This is a genomic window from Haloprofundus salinisoli (assembly GCF_020097815.1).
Lineage (GTDB): Archaea > Halobacteriota > Halobacteria > Halobacteriales > Haloferacaceae > Haloprofundus > Haloprofundus salinisoli.
In genome coordinates this window covers 820,089-834,374 of sequence record NZ_CP083663.1, presented here as the reverse complement: position 1 = coordinate 834,374, position 14,286 = coordinate 820,089, and the positions used below count along the sequence as shown (strand labels likewise).

The 14,286-nt window shown below is 66.6% G+C and carries 12 protein-coding genes; 3 read left to right on the top strand and 9 right to left on the bottom strand.

Annotation, left to right across the window (positions count from 1 at the left end; all coding sequences use genetic code 11):
* The first annotated feature begins 64 nt into the window (after window positions 1–64).
* Window positions 65–1,255 carry a glycosyltransferase family 4 protein gene (locus LAQ73_RS04430; RefSeq protein ID WP_224270040.1) on the top strand — a complete coding sequence of 397 codons (1,191 nt, stop codon included), beginning with the start codon at window positions 65–67 and terminating at the stop codon, window positions 1,253–1,255.
* 54 nt (window positions 1,256–1,309) lie between these two features.
* Here the strand turns inward: LAQ73_RS04430 and LAQ73_RS04425 are convergent, their stop codons facing one another.
* Window positions 1,310–2,491, bottom strand: a complete 1,182-nt coding sequence (locus tag LAQ73_RS04425) for a glycosyltransferase family 2 protein (protein ID WP_224270039.1) — start codon at window positions 2,489–2,491, stop codon at window positions 1,310–1,312.
* A 120-nt stretch (window positions 2,492–2,611) separates the two neighbouring features.
* Here LAQ73_RS04425 and LAQ73_RS04420 point away from each other — a divergent pair, with 120 nt between their 5' ends.
* Together LAQ73_RS04420 and LAQ73_RS04415 are read left to right on the top strand one after the other, a co-directional pair.
* The gene (locus LAQ73_RS04420; protein WP_224270038.1) at window positions 2,612–3,559 is read left to right on the top strand and encodes a glycosyltransferase family 2 protein; all 948 of its coding nucleotides are present in this window, start codon (window positions 2,612–2,614) and stop codon (window positions 3,557–3,559) included.
* Between the two features lie 153 nt (window positions 3,560–3,712).
* Entirely contained in the window at window positions 3,713–5,197 is a 1,485-nt protein-coding gene (locus tag LAQ73_RS04415; protein WP_224270037.1) for an oligosaccharide flippase family protein, read from the top strand.
* A gap of 109 nt (window positions 5,198–5,306) precedes the next feature.
* Here the strand turns inward: LAQ73_RS04415 and LAQ73_RS04410 are convergent, their stop codons facing one another.
* The 8 genes from LAQ73_RS04410 to LAQ73_RS04375 form a co-directional block, all read right to left on the bottom strand.
* Window positions 5,307–6,638, bottom strand: coding sequence for a glycosyltransferase family 2 protein (locus tag LAQ73_RS04410; RefSeq protein WP_224270036.1), 1,332 nt, complete (start codon window positions 6,636–6,638; stop codon window positions 5,307–5,309).
* A 394-nt stretch (window positions 6,639–7,032) separates the two neighbouring features.
* The gene (locus LAQ73_RS04405) at window positions 7,033–7,569 is read right to left on the bottom strand and encodes a DUF7261 family protein (RefSeq protein WP_224270035.1); all 537 of its coding nucleotides are present in this window, start codon (window positions 7,567–7,569) and stop codon (window positions 7,033–7,035) included.
* Window positions 7,566–8,024, bottom strand: a complete 459-nt coding sequence (locus LAQ73_RS04400) for a DUF7262 family protein (protein ID WP_224270034.1) — start codon at window positions 8,022–8,024, stop codon at window positions 7,566–7,568. The genes LAQ73_RS04405 and LAQ73_RS04400 overlap by 4 nt, the downstream gene beginning before the upstream one ends.
* Window positions 8,017–8,694 carry a DUF7263 family protein gene (locus LAQ73_RS04395; protein ID WP_224270033.1) on the bottom strand — a complete coding sequence of 226 codons (678 nt, stop codon included), beginning with the start codon at window positions 8,692–8,694 and terminating at the stop codon, window positions 8,017–8,019. Before LAQ73_RS04395 ends, LAQ73_RS04400 begins: the two co-directional genes overlap by 8 nt.
* Complete coding sequence (locus tag LAQ73_RS04390; RefSeq protein WP_224270032.1) at window positions 8,691–9,194, bottom strand: DUF7266 family protein; 504 nt, start codon at window positions 9,192–9,194, stop codon at window positions 8,691–8,693. The genes LAQ73_RS04395 and LAQ73_RS04390 overlap by 4 nt, the downstream gene beginning before the upstream one ends.
* 88 nt (window positions 9,195–9,282) lie before the next feature.
* A complete protein-coding gene (locus LAQ73_RS04385) occupies window positions 9,283–10,020 on the bottom strand; it encodes a DUF7289 family protein (RefSeq protein WP_224270031.1) in 738 nt (245 codons plus the stop codon).
* Window positions 10,017–11,918 (bottom strand): type II secretion system F family protein, encoded by a 1,902-nt coding sequence (locus LAQ73_RS04380; RefSeq protein ID WP_224270030.1) that lies wholly within the window; start codon window positions 11,916–11,918, stop codon window positions 10,017–10,019. Before LAQ73_RS04380 ends, LAQ73_RS04385 begins: the two co-directional genes overlap by 4 nt.
* Complete coding sequence (locus LAQ73_RS04375) at window positions 11,915–14,233, bottom strand: type II/IV secretion system ATPase subunit (RefSeq protein ID WP_224270029.1); 2,319 nt, start codon at window positions 14,231–14,233, stop codon at window positions 11,915–11,917. Before LAQ73_RS04375 ends, LAQ73_RS04380 begins: the two co-directional genes overlap by 4 nt.
* Window positions 14,234–14,286: the final 53 nt, after the last annotated feature.

Sequence of the window (14,286 nt, the reverse complement as noted above, 5' to 3'; positions counted from 1 at the left end):
TCGAGTCGCCGCCTCGTCGAGACCGACACAAACGCTATCTGCGTGACTGCTGACCTGTCTCGAAATGGGATTGGACATCTTACAGCTACACCGGGGGCCGGTTTATCCCCCGTCGAACGGCGAGGAGGTTCGCATCTGGGAGACGACGAAAGCGTTGGCCGACAGCGGTCGCGTGTGGCTGGCGTATCCGAACGCCGACGGCACGGAGTATCCGCCCGGCGTCTACGCGCTCGACCTCGACAACCCGTTTCTCGACTACAAGACGACCCGTATCTACCTCTGGAACGCGCTGTTGGGTCTCGGGTCGGACACGCCGATAGAACGGCTGCAGACGCGGTTGACGGTCCGAACGGTGCGTCGGCACCCGGTGAACTTCGACGTCGTCTGCAGCGAGTCGCCGCAGATGCTTCGCGCGGCGCGACTGCTCGCCGACCACTACGACGCGGCGCTGCTCTTGAACAAGCACAACGCCATGTTCGACCTGCTCGACCAGCAGTTGCGCTCGCGACCGATTCCCGCACCGGTTCGACGGCGCGCGGTCGAAAACCTCCAGGCGCACGAGCAGGCGGGTATCGACGACGCCGACGCCGTCGTCTTCCAGTCGGCCGCCGACCGCGCGGAGTTCGACGTTCCCGACGGCGTCAGATGTGAGGTCATCACCAACGGGACGAACTACGACGACATCGCCGCCGGCGGCGACCCCGAGGCGGTCCGTCGGGGACTCGGCGTCCGCGAGGGGCGGCCGGTCTGTCTGTTCGTCGGCGCGTGCGACTACGAACCGAACGAGGAGGCCGCCCGCCGAATCGTCGACGAGTACGCTCCCGCGCTGCCGGACGTCGAGTTCGTCATCGTCGGCCGCGACCCGCCGAAGACGGCCCGCGAGAACGTCTACACGCCGGGGTTCGTCGACGACCTGCCGGGAGCGCTCTCGATGGCCGATATCGCGCTCTGCCCGCTGACGATGGGGTCGGGGACGAAACTCAAGATGATGGATTATCTCGCCGCGGGCCTCCCCATCGTGACGACGCCCGTCGGCGCGCAGGGCATCGACATCGTCGACGGCGAGACGGCGCTCGTCCGCGACGCGGCCGAGTTCGAGGCGGCGATTCGAGAGCTCGCCTCCTCGCCCGACCTGACCGAGCGATTGAGCGCGAACGCCCGGGAACTCGGGCGGCAGTACTCGTGGGACGAACTCCTCTCGGCGTACGACGAACTCGTCACCGACATCGCGGAGCGGCGCGTCGTCGCCGACTGACGGTGACGCCTCGATGGCGTCGCTCACCCGGGTACGAGGCGGACGCCCACGACGTCAGTCTTTGGTCGACGACTCGTTGGCCGTCTCCCACGTCACGACGTTTCGGCTGTTGACGAAGTTCCACGCGCCGACGACGAGGCTGTAGTTGCCGATCAGAAAGTAATGTGGCACGTGGAACACGGTCGGCACCTTCCGTCGGCCGTCTTCGAGGAGATAGCCGACGAGGCCGAGGAGGAGAAAGCCGACGGCGGCCAGAAACGGCACGACGTACAGGAGCGACCCGGTCAGCGCGGCGAGCGCTCCCAGTGCGACGAACGCGACGGCAGAGAGCATCGGCGTGCTCCACCACAGCAGCGTGTCGCTTGCGAACTTCACCGAGAAGAAGCCGTAGCGAAGCGGGTTCAACAGGTGGAGGTACTGCGCGAGTGTGTGCCACGAGCGCGTCGTGATACGGACTTTCCGGTTGAGCTCCGCGTCGACGCTCTTTGCGGTGTCTTCTCGGGCGACTGCGTCGGGTTCGTAAACGACGCGCCAGCCGTCGCTGCGAATCGAGAGCGGTTCGGCGAAGTCGCTGATGGCGTCGGCGGGGAGCGGGACGTACGCCTCCGAGCGAACGGCGTAGATGGCACCGTTACCCTTGACGACCGAGCCGAGCCGGGACTCGTACTGTTTGATGAAACGGTTGTACAGCCACCAGATGGACTCGCCTTCCACGTTGTCCGCCTTACGGGAGAGTTGGAGCTCGCCGACGACGCAGCCGACGTCCGGCCCCATCGACGAGACGAGCGTGCGGACTGCGTCGGGTTCGTACATCGAGTTCGCGTCCGAGAAGACGAGCACCTCGGCGTCGACCATCTCGGCGACTTCGTTCTGACACGCCGTCTTTCCGACGCGGCCTTCGATTCGTTCGAGGCGAATCCCGCGGTCGGCGTACGAGCGGACGATGTCGTCGGTTCGGTCCGAGGAGGCGTCGGAGAAGACGACGACGTCGAGTTTCGATTCGGGGTAATCGAGCTCGAGACAGTTCTCGAGCTTGTCGGCGATGACGGTCTCTTCGTTGTACGCGGCGACGATCAGCGCGACCTCCGGGAGCTCGTCTCGTTCCCGCCGCGGCGTCGTCGTCGGGACGACTGAAGCGATCGCCCACAGTGTGAGCGGGTACAGCGCGTAGGCGTACACCACCAGAAACACGCTGACGAGAAGCACTGCGACGAGTACGCTCTCTACGACTGCCATATACGGGTACATCTCCGCCTGCTCATAAAAAATTGAAGTCATATGACAAGATGTTCGTCCATAATGATACGACATCCCACGGTGACAATGTTCAACTAACTGGCAGACGCACGGAGAGGTATGCCTGCGGCAGCTCGTCCGTTGGTCAGCGTCGTCGTTCCAACCTACGACCGACCAACGTATCTCCGATCTGCGGTCCAATCGGTGTTCGACCAGACGTACGACGCCGTCGAACTCCTCGTCGTCGACGACTGCTCTCCGAGGCCGGCCGCGCCGGTTCTCGACGAGATGAACTCGGACGGTCGCCACCGCGTCCGCGTTATTCGACACGAGCGAAACCGCGGCGGGTCTGCCGCCCGCGCGACGGGAATAGGGGCCGCAGAGGGCCGTTACATCGCGTTCCTCGACGACGACGACGAGTGGTTGCCGACCAAACTCGAAAAACAGGTCGCCGTGTTCGACGCCTACCCCGAAGTCGGGCTCGTCTACACCGGGTCGCAGGTGATAGACGGTAACGGCGACGAACTGGAGTCGGTGTTGCCCGTCGCACACGGTAACCTCACGAAGACGCTGCTGTGCGAGAACGTCATCGGGTCGTTCTCGAACGTGATGGTGCGGCGAGCGCTCGTCGAGGAGGTCGGCACGCCGGACGAGCGGTTCCCCAGTTGGCAGGATTTAGAGTGGTACGTCCGCCTGTCGAGACACTGCTCGTTTGCCGGCATCCGCGAACCGCTCATCCGGTATCAGACGGACTCACCCGGACGAATCACCGACGACGTCGACGACGCGTTGGTCTCCCGTCGACTGTTCGTCGAGAAGTTCGACCCGCTGGCCCGCGAGTACGGCCGCCTGTTCGGCCGGAAGTTCCGGGCGTGGGCCGCCTACCGGGTCGGCCGCCTGCTCGTCATGCACGGCGAGTTCGACCGGGCGCGTCCGCTCTTGGTCTCCGCCGTGAGACTGTACCCGTTCGAGCCGGCGTTCGTGACGTTCCTGCTTCCGACGCTGGGCGGCGAACGGGCGTATCGACTCCTCAAGTCGGCCAAGCGACGCGTCGGTGTCCACACCTGAACCGCTCGGTCCGTTCCTTCGCTTCCCTCTTTACTCCGTCTCGTCTCCTTTGCCCCTTTGCACGCCCGTACCACGGGTGAGAGTCGGTCTCACTGGTCAGCGAACGTGTATTCGACACTATACTTATGCCAGGCGCTTCTGACAGTAAACCAGATGGGACGGAACGTCGTACGTGGATTTCTGTCGATATTTAGCTCCGACGTGGGCGTACTCATTCTCTCGATATCGATCACGCCGATTCTCGTTCGGGTGCTGACGGCTGCCGAGTACGGCGACTACGCGTTCGTGATGTCCGTGCTCAGCGTCACGATGATCGTCATCAACGCCGGTATCTTCGACGGGATACGGAAGTACATCGCCGAGCAACGTCCCGACGCCGACTGGAACTCGAACGTCTTCGCGTACTACATGCAAGTGGGGCTCGCCCTGGCGTTCGCCGCCGTCGTCATCATCCTCCTCGTCCTCCAACTCGGCCTGGTCGAGCGCTTCTTCAGCCCCGAATTCGAGATCTACTTCTACATGCTCGCGGCGCTGGTCGTCATCCGGCAGCTCTGGGCGATCGGCCGCGGGACGCTGATGGGCCTCGGCTACGAGCATATCTCCGAACCGACCAAGATGGCTCGCTGGGTCGTGTTCGCGCTGGTCGGGGTGCCGCTGGCGGCGATCGGATGGGGCGTCGTCGGCGTCCTCATCGGCCGAGTCGTCGCCCGCGGGGTCGTCGCTATCGCCGTGTTCTGGTTCGTCTCGAAGTACGTCTCTCTCAGCGCAATCACCCGCCGCGTCCCTCCCGATTTCCCTCGGAAGGAACTGCTGTCGTACAACTCGCTCAGCGTCGTCCTCATCCTCCTGACGAGTTCGCTCTACCACGTCGACCTGATTCTCATTCGGACGCTGTCGGGGGCCCAACAGACCGGCTACTACAACGCCGCGCTCATCGTCGCCGAGTTCCTCTGGTTCGTCCCGACGGCGATGCAGACAGTGTTGCTTCAGTCGACGTCGGAGTGGTGGTCCCAGAACAAGATCGACACCGTGACCAGCGTCACCAGTCGGGCGACGCGCTACGTCGTCCTCATCACGACCATCATGTGTCTCGGCATCGGTGCGCTCGCCGACCAGTTCGTCTCGCTGTACTTCGGGTCCGAGTATCTCGCCGCCGTCGCCCCGCTGCTGTTGTTGCTCCCCGGCACGCTGGGCTTCGCCGTCGCCCGCCCGATTTTCGCCGTCGGACAGGGGAAAGGCGAGCTCCGTCTGCTGATTCTGGCGACGGGCGCGTCCGCGACGCTCAACCTCGTGCTCAACCTGCTTCTCATCCCCCGATACGGAACTCTCGGCGCGGCGGTCTCCACGAGCATCGGCTACGGATCGATGGTCGTGTTTCACGTCCTCTCCGCGCGCCATATCGGGTTCGACCCCATCTCCGACCTTCGACTCGGACGCATCGTCGCAACCACCGTCGTCGCCGCCGTCCCCGTCTACGGACTGCCGCGCGTTCTGGAGGGTGACATCCTCGAACTGGTCGTCGTCCCGCCGGTGGGCTTCGTCGTCTTTCTGGTCGCTGCGGTGCTGTTCGGCGCGATCGACCGCTCTGAGGTAAACGAAGTGAGACAGCGACTCTCGGCGGTTCTGCCGACGAGCTAACGGCTCAAGGATGCTTCGGCGTCGGGTAGACGCAAGCAGCGAGTCGGTCGTTCGACGGTGTCAGTGACGACTGTCCTGCTATCCGCGGCGCTGTCCGGGGCCCGTGGGGCTATCGGGAACGCGCGTCCCGAAGCGACTGATGGACGATAGCGACGACGCTCGTAAAGAAGCCGACGAGCAGCAGGACTCCCGACACTCCGACGAGCGCCATCGGGAACTCGCCGGTCTGTCCGTACTCGAACATCGACCAGTAACCGACGGTGAGTCCGACGAACGTGCTGACGAAGCCGGGCACGCCGAGCGTCGTCAGCGGCCGGTCCCGCTCGATGAGATAGAGGACGCCTTTCACGACCGAGTAGCCGTGCAGAATCGGATTCTGAGTGTAGGTGTCTTCGAGGTCGTACCGGATTCGAATCCCGATCTCGTCGATCTTGTACCCCCGCTTTCGAGCGTGAAACAGGATGTCAGTGCTGGCCTGCATGTTCGAGCCGAGCGTCTCGTCTTCGGCGAGCGACTCGATAGCTCTCGACCCGTACGCGCGAAAGCCGCTCTGCGTGTCACCGATCCGATTCTCCTTCCGGAGCGTTCCGAGCCCGAGATTCGTGAGGAGGTTGATGACCCAGAGCCCGAAGCGCCGATAGAGCGGAATCTCGCTCTTCACGCTACCCGTGTACCGACTCCCGATGACGATGTCTGCGTCACACTCCTGCTGTCGTCGTAGGAGTCGCTGCACGTCGCTCGCGTCGTGTTGACCGTCGGCATCGATGACGACGAGACTCGACGCGCCACGCTGTTTTCCTTCGGCGAAGAGCGTTTGCAGCGCCGCGCCGTAGCCTCGGTTCTCCGGGTGTCTGACGACCACGGCACCGGCCTCGGCCGCCCGCTCTGCGGTCCGGTCCGTACTGCCGTCGTCGACGACGACGACCACGTCGGCGTTGTCACGTACCTTCTCGACGAGGGAGCCGACGACCTTCTCTTCGTTGTACGCGGGGAGCCCCACAATGACCGGCGCGTCGACTAGCTCCTCCGCTTCGGCGAGTCGCGGCCGCGATTCGACGACAAACGCGTCTTCGGATTCGAGCGCCTCGAAACTGGCCCTGAAGTCGATCGGTGCGCTCGGGTTCTCGTGGACGACGAGTCCGCGGAGGCCGTACGCTCGCGCGAGTTCGACGAGCGCCTCCCGCGTCGTCTCTCCGTCGCTCGTCGAGTAGTCGATTTCCCGTTGTGCCTCCACGGGTTCGTCGCCGAGACCGACGGCGTACAGCACGGTTCCGTCACGCCGAACCGCGAGTAGCGGATAGCCGTACTGCGCGGCGCGAGCGAGAAGACGGAGCAGATGTTGGTCTTCCCCCTCGTCAAGCACCACACCGAGCGCGTACGCTCCCCCTCCCGACACCGCTCCCTGACCCGAGTAGCCACCTTCGATATAATTCCCATCCATCGCGTATAACCCTCTACAGGAGTGATGACAGACGCATATCTTGTTATTGAGTACATAGAACTCCGTAGGTCTGGTCGACTATCACGGCAACCCCCGATTTTCACCGAAACGTTCGCATATAGCGGTTTGTTTTTGATGTTGCTACATTCGGGACGGGAACTGATGCAACATCTCTACGTCCGATGCTTCGTCTCTCGTGGCTCACGTTCTCGGTGCCTCTCTCCCTAGATTTCCCCAATCAACTGTCGAATCTCATATTCGATGCGAGCCCCCGTAGTGTGCCCACCTCGACGCCGTCGGGGTTACTCCGCCACGCAATGCGACGTTACCGGCCGTCCATCCTGTTTTTTCCGTCCGACGGACCTCTGTCCTCGATGAACCGGCACGAATTGCCTCAGACGCGCCAGACGCGGGTCACCCATCGCTCGCCCCAATCCGTGGTCACCCGAACGTCCGTACTCACGGCGACGACAACGGTCTCTCCGGCCCGCTCTTGGACGACGACGCCGCCGAACGACTCGCAGGGGCCGAACTCGCGGTTCGGTCCGCGCGGACAGTTTGCCTCGACCCACCGCTGCGCGGCCGTCTCGTTCGCGGTGATTCGATACACGACGCCGCGTTCGACCCGCGCGGATTCGATTTCGTCGACGTAGCCTGCGAACGTCTCCTCGAACGCGTCGACGGCCGCCGCACGCTCGTCCCACGTGTACTCGCCGTCATGGCGCGTCGCGGACGCCTGAACCGCTCTATCCAGCGCGCGCTCGACGTCTTCGCCGTTCGCGACCGGTTCGGCGCTCGCGGCTACGTCGTCGTGGTAGCCGAGCTGGTGGTACGAAAGCGCCATCGGGACGAGCGCGACGGCGATGACTGCCGCAGTGACGAGGACGAGTTGCGCCCGCTCGCGCCCGTCCGTCGAAGTTCGGCGACTCACGCGTACCACACCCAGATAGTCACGTCACCGTTGACCGTCGTCGTCGTCGCCTGGCCGACGGGGACGCCGGTCGGTTTTCGGAACCCGACCGACCCATGCGGCGTGCGGAGTCGGAACAACACGTTCTCGGGGACGATGCGGCGAACTCGACGTTCGAGCGAGGCCGATTCGCGCTCGAACGCGGACGGCGACGACGACACCTCCGAGAGCCGAGTGACGCCGCCGTGGCGCGGCGGTTCGCTCGAGAGCACCGTTATCGAGTCGTCGGCGTAGGCGTCGAGTTGTGCCTCGTGCGTGCCCGTCTCCGGGAGCGCGACGCCGAAACTCGCAACCACCGCGAGAACGAACACGACGCCGATACCGGCTTCGACCGCCGAGAGCGACAGTTGTCCGCGGGCGCTCGAACACGGCCCGGTCTCGGTCGAGCGCCGCCGGCAGCGACTTCCCTCACGCATCGACGGTCACCGTCAACACCGCTTTGGTCGTCCGCTCTGGGTAGTACGTGAGCGTCGCTTCGGCTTCCGACCCGTCCACCTCGAAGTCGAGCGTCAACGTCTCGTACCGCGAGGTTCGCAGCGTCGTCTCGCCGTCGAGGCCGTCCTCGCTGTGGAGGGCGACCCGGTCGTTCACCCGGACCGTCGAGACGGTCGTCTCCGGGCCGGTGTCGACGGAGACGTCGACGCGGGTCGTCCGTCGCGGGAGCGTCACCGAGTCCGAGGCCGAGACGTTCGCTCGTCTGGTCTCCGTCGTCTCGTCGGCCACGAGCACGACGCGCCGAACAGTCGTCCCGCCGCTCGGCGTACCGCGCTCGACGACCGTCGACTCGCCGACCCGGACGCGCACGTCGGCGCCGGAGACGCCGGGCGCGAGGTGTTCGAGGTCGGAGACGACCAGGCCGTCCACCGCCTCGCCGTCGAGGACGCTGTCGCGGACGGTCGTCGAACTGTCCGCCGACACCAACTGCGAGGCCAGCGAGGTGGCCGCTCGTCGCTCCATCGCGTCGCGTTGCCCGCTTTCGAGCGCGCCGTCCGCGAGCGAGACGCCGATTCCGGTGACGGCGGTCAGCACGACGAGCGCGACGGCGAGCACGAGCAGGTTCGCCTGTCCGCGTTCGAGACGCGTCACGTCGGTACCTCCGACCCCGTCGGCGCGGTCAGCCGCTCCGTCTCCGACGGCACCGCGCCGTCGACGAGGCGGACGACGACGCCGGCCCCGTCGCTCTCGACAACGACCCGCTGCGTCCCGCCGCTGGTCCACGACCCCTCGACGGCGGCGACGCGTTCCGGTAGCGCGAGCGCTACTCGACCATTGAGTTCGGCGTCGGGGTGTTCTAACACCAGTGCAGTCGACGCTCCCGACTCGCCGTCTGCGACGCTGATGCGGTAGTTCGCGCCGCGTATCGTCGTCGGGAGCGACACTCGCTGTTCGCTTCGGACGTACGCGGCATCCGGCGGCACCGCGCCTTCGACGTTCTCGGCGGCGCTCACGAGCACCCGGTCGCTCACGTCGCGGCCGACCGCGGTCCGGTACTCCGGTACCACGCCCGCGAACAGCGTCGTGGTGACGAGTGCGACGTAGAGGATGACGACGCCGACTTCGAGCGCCTTCCCCACCGCCGGGGCCATCGCCCGATCCCTCGGTCCCGGTGACCGACCGGCCGAACGCCGGCTTGAGCGAGACCGGCCCGACCGACGCCGGTCCGGCTGACGCCGGTCAGCCACGGCGCACCTCCAGTCGCATGTCGTGGACGACGACGTACGCGACCCGCTCGTCGTCGAACGCGGCGACGGCGCTCTCGACGCCGTCGCCGTCGAAGTCGCGGCGGGTCACGTTCGCGTCCGCCTGCTCGAACTGGCGCTCCCACGGCCGGGGCGTCTCCGTCTCGACGGCGAGGCGGTACTCGTCCGCGGCGAGGGTGCGGCGCTCGTGACTGACGTTCGTTTCGAGAACGACGCTCGACGCGCGGCTACCCGAAATCGCCGTCGACTCCGAAGCGTTCAGACGGGCGACGCCGACCAGCAGGACGTCGTCGGAGGCGGCGACCGGCGGCGGTTCGTACATCACGGCCCGGCCCGGCCGACCGCGGACGATGCCCCCGCCGAGAAACGCCACCCGGCGGTCGCCCGACTCGTAGACGAGCGCGTCGACGCGGCGCTCGACGACGACGCCCGAGTCGTTCAACAGGCGAATCGAGCGCTCGGCGGTTCGCAGCGACCCGTCGGTGAAGGAGACGCGGCCGCGGGCCGGGCCGGTCGTCTCCACGGGGTCGAGTGCGGCGTCGAAGTCGTCGGCGACGCGCGTGGCGTCGGCGCTGGCGGCGTTCTCCTCGACGACGACGCCGATGCTCGCGGTGAGCGCGCCGAGACTGATGACGGTGACGCCCAGTAGCAAGGCGACGCCGACGACGTTCGCCTGCGCGCGGCGTCGCGCTTCCGTGGGTTCGGCGCTCATATCATCCCCGCCCCCGCGAAGATGCCGTAGCAGACGGCGACTAACGACCCGGAGTGAAGCAACGCCTCGTACCAACTCCGACTGGCCGTTCCGGCGAACCACCCGGAGGCGAGCATCGTCGCCTGCGTGACAGCGTAGAACCGGAACCGGTCCCGCGCCGGTTGCACAGCGTCGGGGTCGAGCGTCGCGCCCGTCCCGCCCGACAGCGTCGACAACTGTGCGAAGCCGTCGAGCACGTAGCTGTTGACCGCGACGGCGATTCCCGCGACCAGGAGCGCCGTCGTCCACCCGACGGCGACGTAGACGAGCATGTTCGAGCGGAGCGCCTGCTTGTCGTGGTAGAGCCGCCCGATCTCGGTCTGGAGCGTGTCGAACACCGCCTCCGCGTCGCTTCCAGCGTCGAGCGCGCCCGTCACGAGGCCCATCGTCTGCGCGGCCAGCGGCGTTCCGACGCGCTCGACGAACCGGTCGAGCGCCGCCGGACGTAGCCCTTCGTCCGACACGGCGTTCGTCGTCAGCGAGAGGTTGAACGCCAGATCGGCGACGTCGGGGTCGAGCGCCCCGAGGTCGACGTCGCGAGCGACGAGTTCGACCGCCTCCGGAAACGGTCGCCCGAGACTCACGTGGCCGGAGACGGCGTGGACGAACTCCTGTATCTCCCTGTCTTTGGCGTCGTCGAGCTTCGCCCGGCGGACGGCGACGGCACCGACGGGCAGCGCGTAGGCGACGTACCCCAGCAGGCCGACGTTCAACGGGTGGACGCCGCTTCGCCACAGCAGCGCCGCGGCGACACCCGCGGGAACGACGGCGACAACGGCCGCTGCGGCCGGATTGCGTCCGCTCGCCGCCAGCAGTTCGAGCGGATTCGACGGCAGACGATAGCCGTTGGTCTGTCCCGGCGGCCGCAGCGAGGAGACGAGCGCGCTCGCGGCGAGGCCGACGACGAGGATGAACGCGGCGCTGCCGTAAACGACGAGCGCCCGCGTCGAGACGCCGCCGAGCGGCGTCGAGACCGGCTGGGAGAGCCCCGGCGCGAGCACGCTCATCACCGTCAGGACGATGACCAAAAGCGTCGGCATCACGAGCAGGACGATGAACAGCTCGGCGACGAGTTCGAGAAAGCCGGTCGCGCGCTGGCGGGCGCGCTCGCGCCGGTGGCCGAGCATCCGACTCTCCATCCGCAGGTAGTTCGACAGCGAGTCCGAGCCCTGACTCGCGTGCTCTCGGAACTTGAGCAGAAACGGCGCGAGCAGGTCACGAGACGGCGTGTCGCGGGCGACGCGCCGAAGTCCCTCCTCGACGCTGCCGGTGAGCGCGGCGCGGTTGAGCGCCTTCCGTATCGAGACAGCCGTCTCGCCGTAGGCGTCGCCGTCGGCAACCTTGCGGAGCATCGCCCGCTGACTGTCGCTACCCGAAGAGAGCGCGTGGAGATATCGCACCGCGCCGGGGAGCGTCCGTTCGATGCCGGACCGCCGCGCCGCTGCCGTCCACCGCAGGTAGAGTCCGCCGAGGCGGACCGTCGCGTGCTTGCCACCCGCGCCGACGACGAACGCGACGCCGACCGCGAGCGACGCCCGCGAGAGTACTGGAAGGGCCCCGACCGCGAGAAACGGTGTCGCGGCCTCGACGACGCCCGCAATAGCGTCGACGGCGTTCGCATCCAGGGCGGTCAACACGAGAAACGTCGGCGCGGCCAGCGCCGCACCGAGGAGCCACGAGACGCCGTACACCCGCGCCAGGAACACGTCGAAACTGACTCGCATGTCGGTGCCACGGTAGTGCCGCCGGTCGCCGACGTGGCGTCGCGCGTCGGCGTGCCTAGCGAACAGCGCGTACAGTGCTCTGTCGGGGACCGAGAGGGTATGTCCGCCTCGCGACGGCGTCGAGCGCACGCTCATCCCGAGTCCTCCTCGTCTGCGCGCTCCGTTCGAGCGTCCGCTCCGCCGTCGGCCACCGCGTGCGTCGCGCGTTCGACCGTCGCCGCCTCGTCGGTCCGGAGGTCCGCGAGGAAGGCGAACAGCGTCTCGAAGTCCTCGACGCCGTCCTGGCAGAGATACTGGACGTATCGGTGTTTTCGGTGGAACTCGGCCTCGACCGCTTCGGCTTCCCTGTCGGTCCGCTCGGCGAGTCGGCCGAACGCCCGGAAACCGACGTGGCGCGCGTCGTCACCGAGTTGCGGGTGGCGGTAATCGAGGTCGAACTCGCCGTCGGTGCCGCGCCAGGCGACGCGGTTCCAGTGGATTTTGGACTCTTCCTTCTCGACGACGCCACAGTCGTCGACGCCGCGTTCGCGCAGCGCCTCGTACTCCGACTCGGTGAGGAGTTCGACCACGTCACCGACGTAGCGTTCGCCGTCGACGCGGCGCGGGAAGACGACCAGATCCAGTTCGCGCAGGAGATACGCCGGCAGTCCCTGTTCGACGACGCGGTTGACGAGGCTCTCGACGTCCTCGGCGTGGGTGGTGCCGATGACGCCGTGACCCGTGTTGAGCGTCTCCGCGAACGTCTCGAAGGAGGCGGGCGTGTTTATCTCGGCGATGACCTCGACGTCCGGGTTCAGGTAGTTCGTCTCGGTCATCAGATCCGCCATGGTGACGCGCTTGTACTCGCTCTCGTGGTCGCGCGTCGTCAGCGAGACGCCCGTCTCGTGCGGGAGGTTCACTTCGCGGGAGCCTTCGTCGATGCTGATGGGCCGCTCGTCGAACGGGATAAACGGCATGTGTGCGTTCATCAACGTCGTCTTTCCGACGCCGGTCGGTCCCGAGAAGAGGACGACGCCGTGGTGTTCGTACAGCATCCACAGCAGCGTCACCAACTCGGTCGAGAGGGCGTCGCGGTCGACCAGGTCGACGGGCGTCATCGTGTCCGGCGACTGTTTCCGAACCGAGACGTGGGGGCCGCCCTCGGAGATGACAGGGAGCGCGACGGCGCAGCGAATCGTCTCCTCGACGTTCGGCACGTCGAGGTTCACCTTCGCGCTGGGCGAGCTGCCGTTGAGTTCGGTGCCGTCGCTGGCGGCGAGTTGGACGACGACGTTGACGAAACTCGTCTCGTCTTCGAAGGTGAGGTTCGTCGGGATGCGGGTGTCGGCGGTCACGTCCGCCCGCGGGACGACTTTCACTCGCTCGCCGACGCGGTTGGCTTCGATGTCTTCGAGGTGCGGGTCGCGCAGCGGGACGGTCAGGATTCCCTCGCCGACGTAGTCGCGGAGCACGTAGTACACCAGGTCGTCGAGGCGGTCCGAGGCGTACCGACTGTCGACCGGCGGCACGGCGAGGCCGTACTCCGCGAGCGCGTTCTTGAGCCGGTAGCTCGTCGCGTCGAGCCACGCCCGCGTGTTTCGCGCGGTGAGACGACGTGAGAGGAACTGCCGCGCGCGCTCGCGGACGAACGTCTGTCGGTCCTCGACGACGCCGTCGACGTTCGCCTCCCAGATGCGCTCGCGGCACTCGTCGATGAGCGCCTCGTCGCCGGGCAGCAAGTCCGGTTCGCAGACGGCGTACTTGGTCGTGAAGCGGTCGTTGCCGAGCACGCGCTCGCGGTAGACGACCACTTCGACGCCGAAGCCGCAGAACGGCACCTCGTAGCGGGTGAGTCGCTCGCCGGCGACTCGGTCGACGAACGCCGCGTCGGCGGTGAACGTCGTGGTCGCGGGCGCGTAGTCGTCGGTGTGGACCAGCAAGTCAGCCGTCCCGCCGCCGACGTCGGCGACGTCGATGCGGTCGTCCAGCGCCAGCGGCGTCACGTCGTCGAACAGCCGGAGTTCGCAGAGCGCGAAGTAGTCGACTCGGCGACGCGCGGCGGACGACGTGTCGAGGAGACGGTCGAGCGCTCGCTCGTACTTCGGTGGTAGCCCACGCTCGGCCTGCTCTTTCGCTCCTTCTCTCGTGAGCGGACGACTCCGATTCACCGACGAGAAGTGCTCGCGGACGCGTTCGAGGGCGGCCTCGCCGCGCGGTCCGAGCGACGGTTCGCGTATCGAGTAGTGAAAGCCCGCCCGCCTCTCCTCGATGGTGGCGACGACGCCCGGATGCACCTCGTACTGCGTCCGCACGGCGGGTGCGTACCACGCATCGCCGTCGTCCGGCGGGAGCGGCGGCGGGACATGCGCGTTCGTCGGCGGTTCGGCAGGTCCGACAGCCTCGTCGTCGCCGGTGACGACCGCCTCGGCCGTCGGAGTCGAGTCGGTCACCGCACCCGATTCGTTCGACATTTTGGAGAATTTAACCTCCTTTTCTGTTTTAAATTCTTCGTGTCGAACAGGTA

Bases quoted from the DNA above. Each gene is read 5' to 3' on its own strand.
- LAQ73_RS04375 (WP_224270029.1), bottom strand. From the start codon at position 14,233: ATGTCGAACGAATCGGGTGCGGTGACCGACTCGACTCCGACGGCCGAG.
- LAQ73_RS04410 (WP_224270036.1), bottom strand. From the start codon at position 6,638: ATGGATGGGAATTATATCGAAGGTGGCTACTCGGGTCAGGGAGCGGTG.
- LAQ73_RS04420 (WP_224270038.1), top strand. From the start codon at position 2,612: ATGCCTGCGGCAGCTCGTCCGTTGGTCAGCGTCGTCGTTCCAACCTAC.
- LAQ73_RS04390 (WP_224270032.1), bottom strand. From the start codon at position 9,194: ATGGCCCCGGCGGTGGGGAAGGCGCTCGAAGTCGGCGTCGTCATCCTC.
- LAQ73_RS04415 (WP_224270037.1), top strand. From the start codon at position 3,713: ATGGGACGGAACGTCGTACGTGGATTTCTGTCGATATTTAGCTCCGAC.
- LAQ73_RS04385 (WP_224270031.1), bottom strand. From the start codon at position 10,020: ATGAGCGCCGAACCCACGGAAGCGCGACGCCGCGCGCAGGCGAACGTC.
- LAQ73_RS04380 (WP_224270030.1), bottom strand. From the start codon at position 11,918: ATGAGCGTGCGCTCGACGCCGTCGCGAGGCGGACATACCCTCTCGGTC.
- LAQ73_RS04400 (WP_224270034.1), bottom strand. From the start codon at position 8,024: ATGCGTGAGGGAAGTCGCTGCCGGCGGCGCTCGACCGAGACCGGGCCG.
- LAQ73_RS04425 (WP_224270039.1), bottom strand. From the start codon at position 2,491: ATGGCAGTCGTAGAGAGCGTACTCGTCGCAGTGCTTCTCGTCAGCGTG.
- LAQ73_RS04430 (WP_224270040.1), top strand. From the start codon at position 65: ATGGGATTGGACATCTTACAGCTACACCGGGGGCCGGTTTATCCCCCG.